This window comes from Rhizobium leguminosarum bv. viciae, from assembly GCF_012276115.1.
Classification (GTDB): domain Bacteria; phylum Pseudomonadota; class Alphaproteobacteria; order Rhizobiales; family Rhizobiaceae; genus Rhizobium; species Rhizobium leguminosarum_T.
In genome coordinates this window covers 342,646-362,375 of the sequence record NZ_WIEU01000001.1, presented here as the reverse complement: position 1 = coordinate 362,375, position 19,730 = coordinate 342,646, and the positions used below count along the sequence as shown (strand labels likewise).

At 60.6% G+C, this 19,730-nt stretch carries 17 protein-coding genes; 11 read left to right on the top strand and 6 right to left on the bottom strand.

What is annotated here, in order from left to right; all coding sequences use genetic code 11:
* Positions 1 to 151 precede the first annotated feature (151 nt).
* The 3 genes from GFM02_RS01675 to GFM02_RS01665 all read left to right on the top strand — a co-directional run bounded on the left by GFM02_RS01675 (position 152) and on the right by GFM02_RS01665 (position 4,732).
* A complete protein-coding gene (locus GFM02_RS01675; protein ID WP_168320568.1) occupies positions 152 to 2,080 on the top strand; it encodes a diguanylate cyclase in 1,929 nt (642 codons plus the stop codon).
* A 76-nt stretch (positions 2,081 to 2,156) separates the two neighbouring features.
* Positions 2,157 to 4,451 carry an FdhF/YdeP family oxidoreductase gene (locus GFM02_RS01670; RefSeq protein WP_168320567.1) on the top strand — a complete coding sequence of 765 codons (2,295 nt, stop codon included), beginning with the start codon at positions 2,157 to 2,159 and terminating at the stop codon, positions 4,449 to 4,451.
* Positions 4,448 to 4,732, top strand: coding sequence for a hypothetical protein (locus tag GFM02_RS01665; protein ID WP_168320566.1), 285 nt, complete (start codon positions 4,448 to 4,450; stop codon positions 4,730 to 4,732). The genes GFM02_RS01670 and GFM02_RS01665 overlap by 4 nt, the downstream gene beginning before the upstream one ends.
* A 27-nt stretch (positions 4,733 to 4,759) precedes the next feature.
* Here the strand turns inward: GFM02_RS01665 and GFM02_RS01660 are convergent, their stop codons facing one another.
* From GFM02_RS01660 to GFM02_RS01635, 6 genes are all read right to left on the bottom strand, one after another.
* Positions 4,760 to 5,758: an AraC family transcriptional regulator gene (locus tag GFM02_RS01660; protein WP_168320565.1), complete on the bottom strand. Its 999-nt coding sequence runs from the start codon at positions 5,756 to 5,758 to the stop codon at positions 4,760 to 4,762.
* A 1,069-nt stretch (positions 5,759 to 6,827) separates the two neighbouring features.
* The gene (locus GFM02_RS01655) at positions 6,828 to 7,907 is read right to left on the bottom strand and encodes a quaternary amine ABC transporter ATP-binding protein (RefSeq protein WP_168320564.1); all 1,080 of its coding nucleotides are present in this window, start codon (positions 7,905 to 7,907) and stop codon (positions 6,828 to 6,830) included.
* The gene (locus tag GFM02_RS01650; RefSeq protein WP_168302712.1) at positions 7,900 to 8,787 is read right to left on the bottom strand and encodes an ABC transporter permease; all 888 of its coding nucleotides are present in this window, start codon (positions 8,785 to 8,787) and stop codon (positions 7,900 to 7,902) included. Before GFM02_RS01650 ends, GFM02_RS01655 begins: the two co-directional genes overlap by 8 nt.
* A gap of 96 nt (positions 8,788 to 8,883) precedes the next feature.
* Positions 8,884 to 9,885 carry an ABC transporter substrate-binding protein gene (locus GFM02_RS01645; RefSeq protein WP_020047352.1) on the bottom strand — a complete coding sequence of 334 codons (1,002 nt, stop codon included), beginning with the start codon at positions 9,883 to 9,885 and terminating at the stop codon, positions 8,884 to 8,886.
* A 67-nt stretch (positions 9,886 to 9,952) separates the two neighbouring features.
* On the bottom strand, positions 9,953 to 10,747 hold the full coding sequence (locus GFM02_RS01640) for a pyrroline-5-carboxylate reductase family protein (RefSeq protein WP_168320563.1): 795 nt from the start codon (positions 10,745 to 10,747) through the stop codon (positions 9,953 to 9,955).
* Positions 10,748 to 10,758: 11 nt separating this feature from the next.
* On the bottom strand, positions 10,759 to 11,388 hold the full coding sequence (locus GFM02_RS01635; RefSeq protein ID WP_168320562.1) for a TetR/AcrR family transcriptional regulator: 630 nt from the start codon (positions 11,386 to 11,388) through the stop codon (positions 10,759 to 10,761).
* A 147-nt stretch (positions 11,389 to 11,535) separates the two neighbouring features.
* Between GFM02_RS01635 and GFM02_RS01630 the strand changes: the two genes are divergently transcribed.
* From GFM02_RS01630 to gfa, 8 genes are all read left to right on the top strand, one after another.
* A complete protein-coding gene (locus tag GFM02_RS01630) occupies positions 11,536 to 13,572 on the top strand; it encodes an NADH:flavin oxidoreductase (protein ID WP_168320561.1) in 2,037 nt (678 codons plus the stop codon).
* Positions 13,573 to 13,619: 47 nt separating this feature from the next.
* Positions 13,620 to 14,225 (top strand): dimethylsulfoniopropionate lyase, encoded by a 606-nt coding sequence (locus tag GFM02_RS01625; RefSeq protein ID WP_168320560.1) that lies wholly within the window; start codon positions 13,620 to 13,622, stop codon positions 14,223 to 14,225.
* A gap of 21 nt (positions 14,226 to 14,246) precedes the next feature.
* Positions 14,247 to 14,996 carry an electron transfer flavoprotein subunit beta/FixA family protein gene (locus GFM02_RS01620; RefSeq protein WP_168320559.1) on the top strand — a complete coding sequence of 250 codons (750 nt, stop codon included), beginning with the start codon at positions 14,247 to 14,249 and terminating at the stop codon, positions 14,994 to 14,996.
* A 24-nt stretch (positions 14,997 to 15,020) separates the two neighbouring features.
* Entirely contained in the window at positions 15,021 to 15,962 is a 942-nt protein-coding gene (locus tag GFM02_RS01615) for an electron transfer flavoprotein subunit alpha/FixB family protein (protein WP_168320558.1), read from the top strand.
* Positions 15,963 to 15,977: 15 nt separating this feature from the next.
* The gene (locus GFM02_RS01610) at positions 15,978 to 16,673 is read left to right on the top strand and encodes a dimethylsulfonioproprionate lyase family protein (RefSeq protein WP_168320557.1); all 696 of its coding nucleotides are present in this window, start codon (positions 15,978 to 15,980) and stop codon (positions 16,671 to 16,673) included.
* Positions 16,674 to 16,824: 151 nt separating this feature from the next.
* Entirely contained in the window at positions 16,825 to 17,952 is a 1,128-nt protein-coding gene (locus GFM02_RS01605; RefSeq protein WP_131662609.1) for an S-(hydroxymethyl)glutathione dehydrogenase/class III alcohol dehydrogenase, read from the top strand.
* Positions 17,953 to 17,955: 3 nt separating this feature from the next.
* Complete coding sequence (gene fghA, locus GFM02_RS01600; protein WP_168320556.1) at positions 17,956 to 18,792, top strand: S-formylglutathione hydrolase; 837 nt, start codon at positions 17,956 to 17,958, stop codon at positions 18,790 to 18,792.
* A 54-nt stretch (positions 18,793 to 18,846) separates the two neighbouring features.
* Positions 18,847 to 19,419 (top strand): S-(hydroxymethyl)glutathione synthase, encoded by a 573-nt coding sequence (gfa, locus tag GFM02_RS01595; RefSeq protein ID WP_168320555.1) that lies wholly within the window; start codon positions 18,847 to 18,849, stop codon positions 19,417 to 19,419.
* Positions 19,420 to 19,730 lie beyond the last annotated feature (311 nt).

Sequence of the window (19,730 nt, the reverse complement as noted above, 5' to 3'; positions counted from 1 at the left end):
TGCCGTTGTTACATACGCCCCCGACCTCGTCCTTGTGGCGGACGCCGCTTTCCTGTCGTCGCATTGCTGCCGGTCGGCCTGGCGACGCATCTGCGAAAGAATATGCCCTGGTGGGTCTTTAGTTTAACGAAGCCCAAACCAGTATTGCCCTATGATTGGTTCGGATGACGTATTGGAAGGTGGATCCAACGCAGTGAATGGCATCTGGACGCAATTCGGTGGCAACCTGTCATTCGTGTGCCTGGCGATTTCGCTCTGGGCGCATTTCTCGATCCAATTTCAGAGTCGTTCGGTCATACAGGAAAAAATCGCCTTCGGACTCATAGCCGGCGGTGCCTCTGTCGGGTCCATATTGCTGGCCGTCGAAGTCAATCCCGGCATCTATATCGACATGCGCTTTTCGCCGCTTGCTTTGGCGGGCATGTTTGGCGGACCGATCGCTGCGGCCTTTGCGGCGTCGCTGGCAATGGCCTTCCGCTTTGCTGTCGGCGGCACGGCCATGATCGATGGTCTGATCGCAATTGCCGTCGCGACCGGGATCGGCCTGGCTGCCAATGTCTGGATCCGGAAGAGATCTCCCGAGCTTATGGACGTTGCGCTGCTGAGCCTCGCGCTCGGCGCCGCACTTATCGTATTGATGGCGGTGCTTCCCACCCTGGTGCACGCCCGCGTATTGGCCATCATCGGTCTGCCGATGACGGTATTGAATTGCCTGGCGACGGCGCTGTGTGGTTTCGTTCTGTTGAAGACGCAGCAATGGGAGCTGGAGCGGAGCATCTTGGTGACCGCGTTTTCGCAGTCGCCCGACTATCTCTATGTGAAGGACAGAAACAGCCGGTTCATCACCGTCAATGAAAATATGATCCGCCTTTTTCGTTTCAGAACCACGGCGGAGATGACCGGATTGTCGGATTTCAATCTTATATCGCGGCCGCGCGCCGAAGAATTTTATTATCTCGAACAGCAGGTCATGGACACCGGGGTGCCCCTGATCGACTCCGTCGAGCGTATCGAAGACAGATACCTGCTCGCCTCCAAGGTGCCGCTGAAGGATAGGCAGGGGCGGGTGATCGGCCTTGCCGGCGTCACGCGTGACGTGACGGAGCGGACTGCTCTGGAGCGGGAATTGCGCAAGAGCAAGAACCTGCTGTCGCATGCGATGGCCGGCATGTCCGATGGCATCGCCATGTATGACAGCAAGGGTTTTCTCGTTTTTTGCAACGACCAGTATCGCACCGCCTTTCCGTTATCCGGGGACGCCCGCGTGGTTGGTGCGCATATCAGCGACATCCTTCGCCGCGTCGCCGAAACGGGCGAGCGCACCGGTATCCCGCAAAATGACCGTGAAGAGTGGATCAAGGCCACCGCCGCTACGTTGCATAGCAACAAGGACGAAGAGGTTCAGCTTCACAATGGCGATTGGCGCAGCATCCGGACAAGGCTAGCGGAAGACGGCACGGCGATGGCCGTTGTCTCAGACATCACAGCGACGAAGCAGGCGGAAATCGCGCTCAGGCTTTCGGCGGAACAGCTGAAGAACCTCGCCGAGACAGATGGGCTCACCGGCATGGTCAATCGCCGGGCCTTCGACGAAGCTTTCGCACGTGAGACCGCAGGAAGCGCCAGGAAAAACACGCCGTTCAGCCTTCTGATGGTCGATATCGACCGCTTCAAGGCCTATAACGACACCTATGGTCATCCCGCCGGAGACCAATGCCTGCGTGTCGTCAGCAGGTGTCTGCGCCAGTCCGTAAGCCGCCCGGCAGATATCGTCGCACGCTACGGCGGAGAAGAATTCGTCGTTCTGCTGCCCGCAACCAGTGCGAAAGGGGCGATGATCGTTGCCGAGCAATTCGCACGTCTCCTCAGCCAGGAAAATATCGTTCACTCCGGCAGCGAATTCGGACGGGTGACGGCCAGCATCGGCATATCCTGCGCAACGGGAGCCACCCTGAGGATCAACCCGAGCCGCCTGCTGACCGAGGCCGATGCCGCGCTCTACGACGCCAAGACGCAAGGCCGCAATCGCATCCTGGCGCATTCGCCTGAGGAACGCCATGCCATGAAGGACGTTGGATAGATCCTTGATAGGTTTTTCCTATCGAGCCATCGCTCGTGCGCCCTTGATGTTTTCCCCGCTTCGACAATAAGGGCGCATGGACACAAAATTCATTGGTAAAAAATCGGCGGCAGCCGGCGGCTGGGGCGCTTTGAAGAGTTGTGGGAAGCGGTTGCTTCAAAGCGGCATGCCCATTTCAGGGGCGCGGACGATGCTGAAGGCGAACCAGCCTGATGGGTTCGATTGCCCGGGCTGCGCCTGGGGCGACCCGGAGCACGGATCGTCGTTCGAGTTCTGCGAGAACGGCGTGAAAGCTGTTGCCTGGGAGGCAACGGAGAAGCGGGCCACGCCCGCCTTCTTCGCGGAAAAGACTGTATCGCAGCTTCGCCGGCTGACGGACTATGAACTGGAACTCAATGGCCGCCTCACCCACCCGATGCGCTACGATGCGGCGAGCGACCGTTACCTGCCGGTCGCGTGGGAGGATGCCTTTGCCGAGATCGGCAGCATTCTGACAGGCCTCGATAATCCCAACCGGGCGGAATTCTACACGTCGGGCCGGGCGAGCAACGAGGCCGCCTTCCTGTACCAGCTGTTCGTGCGCGTCTACGGCACCAATAATTTTCCCGACTGCTCCAACATGTGCCACGAGGCGAGCGGCATCGCCATGCGTCAGGCGATCGGTGTCGGCAAGGGTACCGTGCTGCTGGAGGATTTCGAAGAGGCCGACGCGATCTTCGTGATCGGACAGAACCCCGGCACCAACCATCCGAGGATGCTTGGCGACTTGCGCCGGGCGGCGATCCGCGGCGCGCGCGTCATCGTTTTCAATCCCATCCGCGAACGCGGCCTGGAGCGCTTCTCCGACCCCCAGGACAAGGTCGAGATGCTGCGCGGTGGTTCGACCGATATCGCGAGCCTCTATCTGCAGCCACAACTCGGCGGCGACATGGCCGCGGTGCGCGGGATGGCGAAGGCCGTGCTGGCCGCGGAAGAAGCAGCGGTCGCCGCCGGTCTGCCCGCCGTTCTCGACCATGCATTTCTCGCCGAACATTGCGCGGGTTTTGCAGAATACCGGGCAGCGGTCGAGGCGACGAACTGGGCTGACATCGAGGACCAGTCGGGACTGAGCCGGCAGGAGATCGAACGGGCGGCCGATGTCTATATCAATGCCGAGCGGGTCATCTGCACCTGGGCGATGGGCGTGACCCAGCATCTGCATTCGGTGGCGACGATCCGCGAGATTGCCAACTTCATGTTCCTGCGCGGCAATATCGGCCGGCCGGGCGCCGGCCTTTGCCCGGTTCGCGGCCATTCCAACGTGCAGGGTGACCGCACCGTCGGCATCAACGAAAAGCCGGCAGACAATTTCCTCGATGCGCTGGAGAAGCATTTCCGCTTCACCGTTCCCCGCGAACACGGCCACAATGTCCTTGCCGCGATCGGAGCAATGCTCGACGGCTCGGCTGAGGCCTTCATCGGGCTTGGCGGCAATTTCGCCCGCGCCACGCCCGACAGCGCACTCGTTGAAAAGGCGCTTCGGCGGCTGAAACTGACGGTGCATATCGCCACCAAACCCAATCATTCGCATCTCATGCCCGGCGAGACGGCCTTCATCCTGCCGTGCCTCGGACGCACCGAGATGGATCTGAACGCGGCGGGCAAGTCCCAGCTCGTGAGCGTCGAGGATTCGATGAGCATGGTGCATGGTTCCGCCGGCATCAATCGCCCGGCTTCGCCGCATCTCCTCTCGGAAGTCGCCATCATTGCCGGCATTGCACAGGCGACGGTCGGCTCCGCCGTGGTCGATTGGGCAGAGCTTGCCGGCGACCACGACCGCATCCGCGATCATATCGAGGCGACCATTCCAGGCTTCGAAAACTACAATACGCGCCTGCGCAAACCGCGCGGTTTCCACCTGCGCAATACGGCCGCCCACAGGGAGTGGGATACGCCGGCTGGCAAGGCGTCATTTTCTTGCGAAGCGCTTCCGGAGGAGACGGTGCATCAGCGGGCGCGAAAGGGCGAGGGGCGTTTCGCCCTGCAAACGTTCCGGTCGCACGATCAATATAATACGACGGTTTACGGTCTCGATGACCGATACCGTGGCGTCTATGGGGAACGGCAGGTCATCTTCATTCATCCAGCCGACCTGGAGGCGATGAATGCTAAGGCCGGTGACCGGGTCGACGTGGTCGGCGAGCATGAGGACGGTATCCAGCGTATCGCTGAGAATTTCCGCTTTGTGCCCTATGATATTCCGCGAGGAAGCATAGCGGGCTACTACCCCGAACTGAACGTGCTCGTGCCGCTTGGCAGCGCCGGCAGGGAAAGCGATACGCCGACCTCGAAATCCATCATGGTGTCCTTCCGCCGGCGAAAAGCCGCGTGAGCGAAGAGGCGTCCGACGCCGATCGTTTTCTTGCCCTCGTCGCTGCGGCGCAAGGCAAGGATGTCGGGCTGACATCCATACAGGCCGGTCTGCTTGTCGCCGCGGAGCTGGGGATTGCGCGTGACAGCCGCGCCTTTGCGCGGAAGCTGGGGATCGCGCATTCTCTCGTGCTCAGGGAACTCAACGTCCTGGCGGAACGCGAAGGGCTCATGCAGATCGTGAAGCGGGATCCGAGGACGATGAGAGTGCATTACACATTGCCGCCGAGGGACGAGACGTAAACACCCCCGCGCCGCAAGCCACGGCCGCTATCGACGGATTACGCGCTTCCTGGTGTCGGAGGGGTATTCTCCGTATGTGGTTTTATAGACTGCGGAAAACCGGCCGAAATGAAAGAAGCCCCATTTGAGGCAGATGGCCTTCATGGTCTCCTTGCTCTCGGGATCGAGCAGATCCTGGCGCGCGGCGCGCAGCCGAAGCGTCAGCAGATAGGCGGCGGGAGAGGTTCCCCTGAATGCACGAAAACCGGTTTCGAGCGCCCGGCTGGATACGCTGGCCGCTTCGGCCACCTTCAACATGGTGATCGGCTGATCGATATTGGCATGCATGAATTCGATCGCCCTGCGGACGTGCCGGGGGGCGATCAGGGCGGGGCCATTCTCCAGGAAATGCGACAGCCGGTGCGGCACCAGGCGCACGACCAGATCGGCCAGCGCCTGCGTCATATGCGCCATGGCGATCGGCGACTGCAGCAAGGGCCCATCGTTGCGCATGCCCAAGATGATCGTTTCCGTGAGGTTGCCGATCAGCCGACCTTCCGGCTTGGACAGATCCAGTTCCGGCAGCAGGTCGAGAGAGCCGCTGAACGGCATCTCGAAAGTCTGGCCGATCGTCTGGAGGATGACAGGCCAGTTGATCAGCAATTCGTCGATGACGTTCGATTGCCCATGCATGATGACGCTGTCAGGCTCGAAATTGTTATAGAGAAGCAATTTTCCTTGCCCGGCCTCGGCGATGCGCGACCCATAGGTGACCCCCATGCCGCCGCTGCGCGGCACGACGATCGACAGATACTCCGACGTATCGACGGTCGGCTCGATATTGAACTGAAACTCCGCCTCGTGATAACCCGTGAGCAGGACGGCCTTGTCACAGACGGAGAAATCCAATCCCCAATGGAAGTCCTGGGCGCGGCCGACGGGCTCGGCATCAAATGCGCCAAAAGCGCCGCCCAGCGTTTCGACCATGTTGTCGAAGGACGAACCACTAAATCGAAATGAAAATGGCGCAGGGCTATTTTCAGTCATGCTGCTCCCATTGTTCGATGTGGCTGTTTCGACATGCCCTTCTTGGCCGCTCTGAGATGCCAGCCTGATGGCGATCCGCGCGGGTGCCGGATTGGTGCACTCTGCCAGTCTTGTCAGTCGTCATGCATCCTCCGCCGCAGGGCTTCATCAAGGCCAGCAGATGGTCTGGATGAGCGGAGCTTGCCTGTATATTAGATGATTATAATTTATAGTGAAGCGGCTTGCCGCCGAGCACGTGGATTTCCGCTTGGCATCGGCATCGGCATCGATATCAGCGGCTTTCGGCAGCCGATGCAGGCCGAATTCGGGCGTGGCGGGCGTCGAAAAGATCAACCCGTTGAATGCATTATCGATCGTTCCCATCCAGCGCAAATTTGTCGCCCAGACGACATGAGCTGACAGAACCCGCCGGAATAGGCAAGACGTCACGCTGCCGGTTATGGTGATAACCCCGCTGATCAAACGACTACGCTAAGGGATTGATTTTACAGCTGTATCCGCCACGCCACAGGTTCAGCCGCGGCGATCTGCTGAGACGCGCATCATCTGAAGTTTATAGGGAACGCCCCATTCGAGAGCCGCGCAGTCGCCTGCCGAAGGTTCTTAGTGGACCGCTTAAAGAGGGCCCTCGGCAGGCGATAGGCGTGCAGGCATACGCACGGGATGGAGTGCGTATGTACGATCCCTTCCATCCTGTTGGGGGTGATGGGATGGACGGGCTTGGCTTTGGGACCGCAAACCATCATGGTCTTGGTCGGGTTTCATCTTACTGTTCCTTAGCTATGGAGCAATTGTCGGGTCCCGATATTGTCGGCCAACCGGCTTTTCGTGACGCAGTCTGGACTGACCTTGCGCAAAATGTATATCGACCAGCGTCGCCGAAGCCGCCTGTTGCGCGCAATGAACTGCGCGAAGTGGATAGAGATCTTTAGTTTCTCATTGGGCACGAACGATCGGACGCCGGCATGATGCCGCCGCGCGCGATGCGTTCGGTTCTTTGAGCTGAGCAGTGATTTCTCACTGAAGGCACAAGCGACGGATCGCTTCGAAAACGGACGCACGTGCAGCTTCAAAGTGCGACCGAGAGGGCGCTGTCGCGCCGGGGGGCCACCTCCTGCGAGTTCACCATTGCGCCCGCGAGCTGGCGGAAGGTGACAAGCCCCAATGCTTCCCCGGATGGTGAAACCACCCTGGCATCATCGTGCGCCGCCGATGCCAGGATCCGGACGGCGTCTTCGACGGTCGTGCCTGATGCAATTGTCAATCCGCCTGGCGCCGCACCGGAATGCAGGGGTGTCATCACGGCGTCGACCTGGATGACCCGGCCTCGATTGACCTCCTTGACGAAGTTGGCGATGTAGGCGTCGGCCGGACGCAGAACGATGTCCTGGCTGGTGCCCTGCTGGATGACTTCGCCATCGCGCAGGATCGCAATCTGGTCGCCCAGCCGAAGCGCTTCATCGAGATCGTGGGTGATGAAGACGATGGTCTTCTTAATCTCCTTCTGAATGTCGAGAAGGACCGTCTGCATATCCGTGCGGATCAAAGGGTCGAGCGCCGAATAGGCCTCATCCATCAGCAGAACCGGCGCATCGTTCGAGAGGGCGCGTGCCAGCCCGACGCGCTGCTGCATGCCGCCCGAGAGCTGGTTGGGATATTTGCTCTCGAAGCCCTTCAGGCCTACCCGCTCCAGCCAGCCCATGGCGACGTCGACGGCTTTCGAGCGCTCCATGCCCTGCACTTCGCGGCCGAAGATAGTATTGTCGAGAACATTCCGGTGCGGCAGAAGCGCGAACTTCTGAAACACCATTGCCGTCTGGTGCCGGCGAAACGTCCGCAATTCGGTCTCGTTCATTTTCACCACATCGACGCCGTCGACAAGCACTTCCCCTGATGTCGGATCGATCAGACGGTTGATGTGGCGGATGAGCGTCGACTTGCCCGAACCCGAAAGGCCCATGATGACCTGGATGCGGCCCGAGGGTATCTCGACATTGATATCTTTCAGGCCGAGCACGTGGCCGTGCTTTTCGTTGAGCTCGGTCTTCGACAGTCCCTTCTGGACGGCATCGACATGAGCGGCAGGATTGGGACCGAAGATCTTGTAGAGGTGGCGGATCTTGATGCCGCCGAAACGTTGATCAGCCATGGACGATCTCCCGATGCTTCTGGAGCCGCTTGCCATACGCCTGGCTGACCCGGTCGAAGATGATGGCGATGCCGACGATGGCAAGGCCGTTGAAAATGCCCAGGGTGAAGTACTGGTTGGCGATGGCTTTCAGAACCGGCTGGCCAAGACCCTGGACGCCGATCATCGAAGCGACGACTACCATGGCGAGCGCCATCATGATGGTCTGGTTGATACCGGCCATGATGGTGGGAAGCGCCAGCGGCAGCTGAACCTTGAACAGCTTCTGCGAGCTCGACGTTCCGAACGCATCGGCTGCCTCGAGCACGTCCTTGTCGACCAGGCGGATGCCGAGATCGGTCAGCCTTATCATCGGCGGGATGGCGTAGATGACGACGGCGATCAATCCCGGTACCTTGCCGATGCCGAGAAGCATGACGACCGGGATCAGATAGACGAAGCTCGGCATGGTCTGCATGACGTCGAGGATCGGATTGATAACGCGCTGCAGCCGGTCGGAACGCGCCATCAATATCCCCATCGGAATGCCGATGGCAATGGAGAGCACGGTACAGACGAAGATCATCGAGACCGTCCGCATCGTATCGTCCCACATGTCGAAATAGCCGATCAGCAGCAGTGTGACGAGACAGCCGAAGACGATCTTCAGGCTGCGGCTCGCAAACCATGCGATGACAAGGATGATTGCCGTAATGATCGGCCACGGGGTCTGCGTCATGAAGCGGTCGGCGGCGATCAGGAAATGCTGCAGCGGGGAGAAGAGGTTTTCGATCGCGTCGCCATAGCTGCGGGTAAATGTACGAAAACCGTCATCGATCGCCTTCTTCAGATTGCGAAGGGCGTCGTCATCCATATGCGGGAATTTATAAAACCATTCCATTCGGTTCCCCTTTTTCTTCACAGAGCCGCGGCAGTCTTTTTGATTTCATCGGCAGCGAGAGGCGGTGCGCTTTTACGCGCACCGCAGCAGTCAGTGTTAAAGAGCAGCTTCGATCTTCGTAGCTGCCTCAGGCGAGACCCACTTCGTCCAGAGGTCCTTGTTTTCTTTGAGGAAGTGCTTGGCACCGTCCTCGCCGGTCGCCTGGTTGTCGGTCATCCAGGCCATGAGCTTGTTGACCGTTTCGTTGCTCCAGGAGCGCTTCGTCAGGTAGTCCATGACTTCAGGACCGACCTTTTCCGAGAAAGGCTTTGCAACGAGGGTGACGATCTTGTCGACCGGCCATGCATTCGGCTTCGGATCAGGGCAATCGGCAACGGTATTGCAGCGCTTCCATTCGGCGGCGTCGTTCGGCACGCCGGCTTCCAGCTTGACCATCTCATACTTGCCGAGCAGAGCGGTCGGCGCCCAGTAGTAGCCGGCCCAGCCTTCCTTGCGTTCGTAGGCCTTGGAGATCGAACCATCGAGGCCGGCAGCCGAGCCGGTATCGACGAGGGTGAAGCCGGCCTTGTCGGCTTCGAAGGCCTTGTAGAGCTGCGTGGTCACGACGGTGCCGCCCCAGCCCTGCGGTCCGTTGTAGATCGCGCCCTTCTTCGGATCCTCGGGAGCGGGGAAGAGTTCCGGATGTTTCAGCACGTCGCCGATGGTCTTGATATCGGGATGGGCATCGGCCAGATATTTGGGAATCCACCAGCCCTGCACGCCGCCATCGGGCAGGGGAGAGCCGACCTGGACGATCCGGCCTTCTTCCGTTCCCTTCTTGACGACATCGGGAAGCAGGTCGATCCAGGCTTCCGGCGCGATATCCGGCTGGCCCTTTTCGGCCATCGAGGTGATCGTCGGGACGGTGTCGCCGACGGTGATTTCGGCTTCACAGCCATAACCTTCGTTCAGGATGAACTTGTCGAGGTTGGAGAGAACCTCTGCACTCTGCCAGTTCATGCTGGCGATGGTGACAGTGCCGCATTCGGCGGCGCTGGCGAAAGACGCCCCGCCGATCAGGCCGAACGTCAGACATGTCGATGCGAATAGTTTTTTCATTCTCGTTCCCTCTGTTTAGCGGCCGATTTTGCCGAGCGGGGCGCCGCAGGACCCGCTCCAACGGTTGTCAGGAAGCGTCTCCCATACTCACCGATTTCTTGAATGCCGCCGACAGCCCCTCCGCAACCGAAGCGTCGAACCCGGCCGCGCGCATGCCTTCGATGGCTGCCGCAGTGGTGCCGCGATAGCCGACAAAGGTTTGAACAACCTCATCGGGACATTCGTCGCGGCGCTCCAGCAGGCGGCCGGCGCCTGTGATCACCGTGTTGACGGCGCGGCTCGCAATCTCCGCCGGCAGGCCATTTGCGACGGCGTCGCTCATCATGGCGGCGGCGAGCAGCGCCGGGAATGCCGGTCCGGACCCGGAAAGACCCGTGAGGTAATCGATGTCGCTTTCCCTTGCGACCTCGTCCTCAGATCCGCATGCCTGAAAAATCGCGCGGACAAGCGCCCGGTCGTCTTCGGTCAAATTGCTCGCGCCGATCCACGGCGTATAGGACTTGGCCACTTCGGCAGCGGCATTGGGCAAAGCGCGGACAACGCGGCCGGTGTTGTGGCGCTCGGAAAGTGCGTCCAGACGGATGCCCGCCATGACCGAGATGACCAGCTTGCCGCCGGCATCGACATCAAGAGCATGCCAGTCATCGGGACGGACGGAGAGAAGGATCACGTCCGAGCGGTTTGCAAGCGCCTGATTGTCGGTGGTCAAAAAAGAATTCGGGAAACGGCGCGGCTGCTCGCTGCGATAGGAGAGGGAGAGATTTCGAGGTTCGACCAGGCCGGCATCAAGGATCGAGCAGGCAATTGCTCCGCCCAGCCAACCGCCGCCGCCAATGATGCCGATCCTCAAGGAAACGCTCATCCCGGCCTTCCCTAACCCGGCCTGTAGCCATGCCGCGAGAAGAAGCGATCGAGCTCCCTCTGCTGCGGCACTTCGCCGGTGTAGATCGCGATATATTCGGGAATCCGTTTCATGCGGACGGCGAGTTCCTCCTTGGCTTGCATGGAGATATATCCGATCTGCACGAGGTAAGTTGTTCGCGCTCGGACATCTGATGTCGCTTCTGGTAGCCCGAACCGGATAAACATCCGCTTGAGCGCATCAAGCCGGAGCTGATCGGCTTGCCGGACCTCGGCGAGAATCTCGTCGGACTGCAGCGCCCAGCTGCGCACGGCGAATTCGAACCTGGCGTCGAACAGATCATTGTTGAGCCAGCAGTCGAAGACGTTGAGCATCGCCTCGGCAAGCGATTCCGCGTAGGCTTCGGACTGCTTGATGATGTTGCCGGTGTTTTTATCGCGCCAGCGCGCCACGAGCCCGGCCAGCAGTTCCTCCCGGTCCTTGAAGAACCAGTAAAAGCTCGTGCGAGAGAGGTTGAGCTTCTTTGCCAGCGGCAGAATTTTCACCGAATCCACGCCGGAATCCAGCAGGGAGTGGTAAGCTGCTTCCAGCCATCCCTCCTGTGATCCGCGCCAACCAGTGTCGTTCAAAGCCTGATCCATGGGCTATCTCCTATCAAATTATCAAGCTGCGCACAAGAAAAATGTACATCAGTGTCGAAATCAACGACCCAGTTGTTTTCAATGTTGACACATATGTACATTGTGCTTAGCGTCTCCTCTGACGTTTTTAATCCGGAACCACGGCCCATGTCGAACGATCCCCTTCTTCAGCCCTACCAGCTCAAGCATCTGACGCTGCGCAACCGTATCATCGTGACTTCCCACGAGCCGGCCTATCCGGAAGACGGCATGCCGAAGGAGAGGTACCGTGCCTATACGGTGGAGCGGGCAAAGGGCGGCGTGGCCTTGACGATGACGGCGGGCTCGGCCGCGGTTTCCAGAGACAGCCCGCCGGTCTTCAACAACCTGCTCGCCTATAAGGACGAGATCGTACCCTGGATCAGGGAAATGACCGACGCCGTGCATGAAGAGGGTGCGGCGATCATGATCCAGCTCACGCATCTCGGCCGGCGCACGCGCTGGGACAAGGGCGACTGGCTGCCGGTCGTGGCGCCGTCGCATCATCGCGAGGCTTCCCACCGGTCCTTCCCGAAGAAGATGGAAGATTGGGACATCGAGCGCATCATCAAGGATTTCGCCGACGCTGCCGAGCGCATGAAGGCAGGTGGCATGGACGGCGTCGAGCTGGAAGCCTACGGTCACCTGATCGATCAGTTCACGTCTCCGCTCACCAACGAGCTCGACGGTCCCTATGGCGGCTCGCTCGACAACCGTTTGCGCTTCTGCTTCGATGTCTTCAAAGCGATCCGGCAAAGGGTGGGGAACGACTTCATTCTGGGCGTGCGCTATACCGCAGACGAATGTCTTCCCGGCGGCACCGGTAAGGGCGACGGCATCGAAATCTCCAAGCGTCTGAAGGCAAGCGGCCTGATCGATTACCTGAACGTGATCCGCGGTCACATCGATACCGATGCGGGTCTGACCGACGTGATCCCGATCCAGGGCATGGCGAATTCGCCGCATCTCGATTTCGCCGGCGAAATTCGCGCCGCTACCAATTTCCCGACCTTCCATGCGGCGAAAATCCCTGACGTTGCCACCGCGCGCCACGCGATCGCCTCCGGCAAGGTCGACATGGTCGGCATGACACGCGCCCACATGACCGACCCGCACATCGTCCGCAAGATCATCGAAAAGCGGGAAGACGATATTCGTCCCTGCGTCGGCGCCAATTACTGTCTCGATCGCATCTACCAGGGCGGGGCCGCCTTCTGTATCCACAATGCCGCCACCGGCCGCGAACTGACCATGCCGCATATCGTGGCGAAGGCTGAGGCCAAGAAAAAGGTCGTCATCGTCGGCGCCGGCCCGGCCGGTCTGGAAGCGGCGCGCGTCGCCGGAGAACGCGGCCACCAGGTCGTCGTTTTCGAAGCGGCGAACAATCCCGGCGGTCAGATCCGGCTCACCGCCCAGAGCGAGCGCCGCAGGGAAATGATCAGCATCATCGACTGGCGCATGAGCCAGTGCGAAAAATACGACGTCACCTTCCATTTCAACACTTGGGCGGAAGCCGATACCATCGCGGCCGAGAACCCCGATGTCGTCATCATCGCGACCGGCGGGTTGCCGCATACCGAGGTTCTCGCGAGCGGCAACGAGCTGGTGGTCTCGTCATGGGACATCATCTCCGGCGACGTGAAGCCTGGAACCAACGTGCTGATCTTCGACGATGCCGGCGACCATGCCGGTCTTCAGGCAGCCGAGTTTCTCGCCCAGGCAGGCGCCAAGGTCGAGATCATGACGCCGGACCGGTCCTTCGCGCCGGAGGTCATGGCCATGAACCTGGTGCCTTACATGCGGTCTCTGCAGAAGCATGACGTGACCTTCACCGTCACCTATCGTCTCGAAGCCGTCGAGAAGAGCGGCAACCAGCTCGTCGCCCATGTCGGCAGCGATTACGGCGGGATTGCCAGGCAGCACAGCTTCGACCAGATCGTCGTCAATCATGGGACCATTCCGCTCGATGAGCTCTATTTCGAGCTGAAGCCCAGCTCGAGCAATCTCGGCGAGATGTCGCATGACCAGCTTCTTTCCGGAGAACCCCAGTCCGTCATTCGCAATCCCGACGGCAAGTTTCAGCTGTTCCGGATCGGGGATGCGGTCGCCGCGCGCAACACGCATGCCGCCGTCTATGATGGGCTGCGCATCGCGAAAGATATCTGATCGCAAGAGCGGCCGCTTGCCGGCCGATCGTCTCCGGAGGTGATGACATGAGTTTACGCAATGAAAGCCTGCAGATTTTCGTGGATGCGGCTTTCGTGGCTTTCGACCAGTTCGCCAAGGCCCCGGAAGCCCGCCGCTCGATCCGTCAGATTTTTGCCGCGCTGGAGTGCCCGGGAGCCGCGCGTGCGGGAGAGGGAAGCCGATTGCCCGTGTGCGCTCAGCTTGATGTAGCGCTCTCGATCGATACGTCCTATCCTTCGCTGACGCGATTGATCGACGGGTTCAAAGGCATCGAGCCAATGCTTGAATGGCGTCGGCGCACCAAGTATGACCACACGGCCAGCGACAATTTTGTCGATGGGCATGCCAATGCGATGATCATCGGCCCGGGAGGATTGGAGGAGCGGAGCGACCTGTGGATCGGCGTGACGTTGATGGCGCCTCAGGTGCGCTATCCCGACCACGTTCATGCGCCAGAGGAGGTCTACCTCGTAATGTCCGAGGGAGAGTTCCAGCAGGGGGAAGGGGACTGGTTTTCGCCAGGTATCGGTGGATCGTTCTACAATGTCCCTGGCATCAGACATGCCATGAGGTCGCTCGACACGCCGCTCTTCGCCTTCTGGGCATTGCTTGCCGAACGGCCAGCAGTTTAAAAATATAAAGGGGGGTTGCCCATGAAAATTCTCGTCCCAGTCAAACGGGTTGTCGACTACAACGTGAAGATCCGGGTGAAGCCGGATGGTTCGGGTGTCGAGCTTGCCAATGTGAAGATGTCGATGAACCCGTTCGACGAGATCTCGGTGGAAGAGGCGCTGCGGCTGAAGGAGGCCGGCAAGGCCGAGGAAGTGGTGGTCGTTTCGATCGGTCCTGCCAAGGCCGAGGAGACGCTGCGGACCGCCCTTGCGATGGGCGCCGATCGGGCAATCCTGGTCGAGACCGACGATCAGATCGAGCCGCTGACCGTCGCCAAGATCTTGAAGGCTGTCGCTGATGCCGAACAGCCGGGGCTGATCATCGTTGGCAAGCAGGCGATTGATGACGACAGCAACCAGACCGGCCAGATGCTGGCGGCATTGATGGGAGTTGCCCAGGCGACCTTCGCCTCGAAGATCGAGATCGGTGATGGCAAAGCGACCGTCACCCGCGAAGTCGATGGCGGCCTGCAGACGATCGAGATCAAGCTGCCGGCTGTTGTCACCACGGATCTGCGCTTGAACGAACCGCGTTATGCCTCGTTGCCGAACATCATGAAGGCGAAGAAGAAGCCGCTCGACAAGAAAACGCCCGGCGACTTTGGCGTTGACACGACGCCACGCCTCAAGGTCTTGAAGACCGAGGAGCCGTCCGGCCGCAAGGCCGGCGTCAAAGTCAAGTCGGTCGCCGAACTGATCGACAAGCTCAAAAACGAAGCCGGCGTGCTGTAATCAGTTGGAACAGGAGCCATCATCATGACCATTCTTCTTCTGGCTGACCACGACAATGCCAGCCTGTCCGATCAGACCGCCAAGGCGCTGACGGCGGCAGCCAAGATCGCCAAGGAACAGGCAAGCGACGTGCATGTGCTGGTTGCCGGCAAGGCTGCCAAGCCCGCTGCCGAACAAGCGGCCAAACTTGCCGGCGTCTCCAAGGTGCTGCTGGCCGAAAGCGACGAACTCGCCAACAATCTGGCCGAGCCGCTGGCCGACCTGATTGTCTCGCTGGCAGGCAGCTACGACACGATCCTGTCTGCCGCCACCTCGGTCGGCAAGAACGTGCTGCCGCGGGTCGCAGCCCTTCTCGATGTCGCCCAGGTCTCGGAGATCATCGAGGTGATCTCGTCCGACACCTTCAAGCGGCCGATCTATGCCGGCAATGCCATCCAGACGGTGCAGGCGAGCGATGCCAAGAAGGTCATCACCGTGCGCACCGCATCCTTTGCCTCTGCACCGGAGGGTGGTTCGGCAACGATCGAGGCAATCCCGGCGGTTTCCGATCCGGGGCTTTCGACCTTCGTCAGGGACGCGCTGTCGGCCTCCGATCGTCCGGAGCTGACATCGGCGAAGATCATCATCTCCGGCGGCCGGGCACTCGGCTCTGCGGAAAAATTCAGGGAAGTCATCCTGCCGCTTGCCGACAAGCTCGGCGCTGCCGTCGGTGCATCCCGTGCCGCCGTCGACGCCGGTTATGCGCCGAACGACTGGCAGGTCGGCCAGACCGGCAAGGTGGTGGCGCCGCAGCTCTACATTGCCTGCGGCATATCAGGCGCCATCCAGCATCTGGCCGGCATGAAGGATTCGAAGGTCATCGTTGCCATCAACAAGGACGAGGAGGCGCCGATCTTCCAGGTCGCCGACTACGGATTGGTTGCCGATCTCTTCGACGCCCTGCCGGAATTGCAAAAGGCGCTCTAGCGGGGGAGACCGAACGTGGCGCGCGTCGTGGGACGTCCAATCAAACCTGGTGCCGACCTTCTCCTCAACGATGACGAGAAGCCGGCATACATACGGCTGCACGACATCGGCAGGGAGAGGCGCTCTCGGCCGCTGCAGGAATTCCTCAACGATGTCGGCGGGCTGATGCTGTCGGCGGAGGCTCCTGCCGTCGCCAGCTTCGTCGCGGGCAAGGTTCTCCAGAGGCTGCTCAAGACCGGCAAGGTGCGTCCGGAGGGCGGGCCTCTTCCCGGCGCGCCCGAAGGGCTGGATGAAGCCATCGGCCATCTTGCAAAATCGGGACGGAAATACGAAGCGATTGCCGGCCAGTTCCAGAGTCTCGCCGATAAGCTGCTCTGGAGACGCGGCCGCTCCGGTCCGTTCGCAAGCCTGAATTTTGGCAATACGCACTCCCACGCGGTCTTGGTCGGTCCCGGCGGCATGGAGGAACGCGCCGATCTCAGGGTCGGCGTGATCTACATGGATCGCTACACAAGATTCCCCGATCATGTTCAGACGCAGCCCCGCGCCTTCATTCTGCTTTCGCCGGGCGAAATCCGCCTCGGCGATTCCGAGTGGTTCTCTGCCGGTATCGGGACGGTCTTTGCAAACGACGCCGGGCAATCCTTCGCGATAAGATGCACAGCCCGGCCGCTGCTTGCGGTCTGGTGCCAGGTTGAGCGGGAGACGTGATGGGGTCCTTGGCGACAATGGGCCCGAGATGAACAAAAGCCCGAAGGCGAGAGCTTGAAGTCTCGGCGGGAACGCAGCGAAGCAGATCGGCGAGAGCCGGTCGATCGGAATATGCAGCATCAGAATTCAGTTTAAGAGGAAGGATATCAAAATGGACGTTCGCGCCGCCGTTGCCGTTCAGGCAGGAAAACCGCTCGAAGTGATGACCGTGCAGCTGGAGGGGCCGCGGGCCGGCGAAGTGCTGGTGGAGGTCAAGGCGACGGGCATCTGCCACACCGATGATTTCACTTTGTCGGGCGCCGACCCGGAAGGCCTCTTCCCGGCGATCCTCGGCCATGAGGGCGCCGGCATCGTCGTTGATGTCGGCCCCGGCGTCACTTCGGTGAAGAAGGGCGACCACGTCATTCCGCTCTACACCCCGGAATGCCGCGAATGCTATTCCTGCACCTCGCGCAAGACCAATCTCTGCACCTCGATCCGCGCGACCCAGGGCCAGGGCGTGATGCCGGACGGCACCTCGCGCTTCTCGATCGGCAAGGACAAGATCCATCACTATATGGGTTGCTCGACCTTTTCGAACTTCACCGTGCTGCCGGAGATCGCCCTTGCCAAGGTCAATCCCGACGCGCCCTTCGACAAGATCTGCTATATCGGCTGCGGTGTCACGACCGGCATCGGCGCCGTCATCAACACCGCCAAGGTCGAGATCGGCGCCACGGCCATCGTCTTCGGTCTCGGCGGCATCGGTCTCAACGTTCTGCAGGGCCTGCGTCTTGCCGGTGCCGACATGATCATCGGCGTCGACATCAACCCTGACCGCAAGGCCTGGGGCGAAAAGTTCGGCATGACCCATTTTGTCAATCCGAAGGAAGTCGGCGACGATATCGTGCCCTATCTCGTCAACTTGACCAAGCGCCACGGCGACCTGATCGGCGGCGCCGACTACACGTTCGACTGCACCGGCAACACCAAGGTGATGCGCCAGGCGTTGGAATCTTCCCATCGCGGCTGGGGCAAGTCCATTATCATCGGCGTTGCCGGCGCCGGCCAAGAAATCTCCACCCGTCCGTTCCAGCTGGTTACCGGCCGCAACTGGATGGGCACGGCGTTTGGCGGCGCGCGCGGCCGCACCGACGTGCCGAAGATTGTTGACTGGTACATGCAGGGCAAGATCCAGATCGATCCGATGATCACCCACACCATGCCGCTCGAAGACATCAACAAGGGCTTCGAGCTGATGCACAAGGGCGAAAGCATCCGCGGCGTGGTCGTGTACTGAGCCATGAAGACGATCTCGACCGAAAATTCTCATGGCGGCACCCAGGGCGTTTACGTCCACCGCTCGGACGCCTGCGACTGCGACATGACCTTTGCGATATTCCTGCCGCCGCAGGCCAAAGCACGGAAGCTGCCGGTTCTATGGTACCTTTCCGGTCTGACCTGCACCCATGCCAACGTCATGGAAAAGGGCGAGTATCGGCGTCTTGCCGCAGAGCTCGGCATGATCGTCGTCTGCCCCGACACCAGTCCGCGGGGCGAGGCCGTCCCGGACGAACCTGATAATTGGCAGTTCGGAAAAGGCGCCGGCTTCTATGTCGACGCCACCGAGCCGCCGTTCGCGCAGAACTATCGGATGTACAGCTACGTCGTCGATGAATTGCCGAATCTTATCGAAGCCGAGTTTCCGGTCGACATGACGCGACAGGGCATCTTCGGTCACTCGATGGGGGGCCACGGTGCGATCACGATCGCGCTCAAGAACCCCGGACGCTTCGGCAGCTGCTCGGCCTTCGCGCCGATCAGCCATCCCTCGGTCTCCGGCTGGTCAAAGCCGGCATTCCGGAAATACCTTGGAGCGGATGAAGCGCGCTGGCGGGCATATGATGCCTGCTCGCTGATCGAAGACGGGCACCGGTTTCCGGAATTCCTCGTCGATCAAGGGACGGCGGATAGCTTCCTGGAGGATGGATTGCGCCCCGAAGAGCTCAGGCAAGCCTGCGAGGCGGCCGGCATCAGCCTGCGGCTTCGCATGCAGGAAGGCTACGGCCACTCCTACTTCTTCATTTCGACTTTCATGGAAGACCATCTGCGCTGGCACGCGCGGAGATTGGGAGACTGATTGCAGAGCTTGGCCGGGCATATCGCAAACGGCCCAGAAGGGGAGGAGAAACCCATGACCAGCATAGCCATACATCCGGCAGTGGATTCAGGCTTTCGGGCGACTGACGCTGCTTTCGCAGGCGGGACGCTCGTCTGCAAATGCGCAAGCAACCCCGTGAAGGTCAGGATCAAGAGCGATATCGCCCACAATCACGCCTGCGGCTGCACCAAGTGCTGGAAGCCAGACGGCGCAGTCTTTTCGGTCGTGGCCGTCGCTCCGACCGAAAGCGTCGAGGTGCTGGAGAATAACGACAAGCTCGCCGTCGTCGATTCCACAGCCTTGATCCAGCGACACGCCTGCAAGGAGTGCGGCGTTCATATGTATGGGCCGGTCGTGCGCGAACATCCGTTCCAGGGATTGTCGTTCGTCCATCCGGAACGCTTTCAGGAAAGCGGCTGGGCGAAGCCGGGCTTTGCAGCCTTCGTGTCGTCGATCATCGAAAGCGGGTTCGCGCCTGCAAAGATGGACGCCGTCAGAGCGCAGCTGAAGGCATCGGGCCTCGAGCCCTACGACTGCCTGAACCCCGGCCTTATGGACTACATCGCAACCTGGATGGCGAAGAAGAGCGGCGTCCTGGCCGCGTGATCGACTTGGGGGGGCGCCAGGTCGGCGCTCCCCGACAAACCGCCGCTATCTGGATATCGAGATATTCCGTGATGGCCGCACACCGCTGGTTTGCCGGCGGCCGGGCTTGCGAAGCCTGATGGTCAACGTCGATGCGCACTGTATCAACCTCGACTGCAGAGAAACCCTCACCGACCTGCCACGATAATCCGCTTGGAACTCCGCGATGGCGCCGCCGCAGAGCGCCGGGGCAGCGCTTTGAAAAGGTGCTCGATATGCCATCGGTCGTTGTGTATTTCATGAATACTAATTGTGTACGTAAAGTACACAAT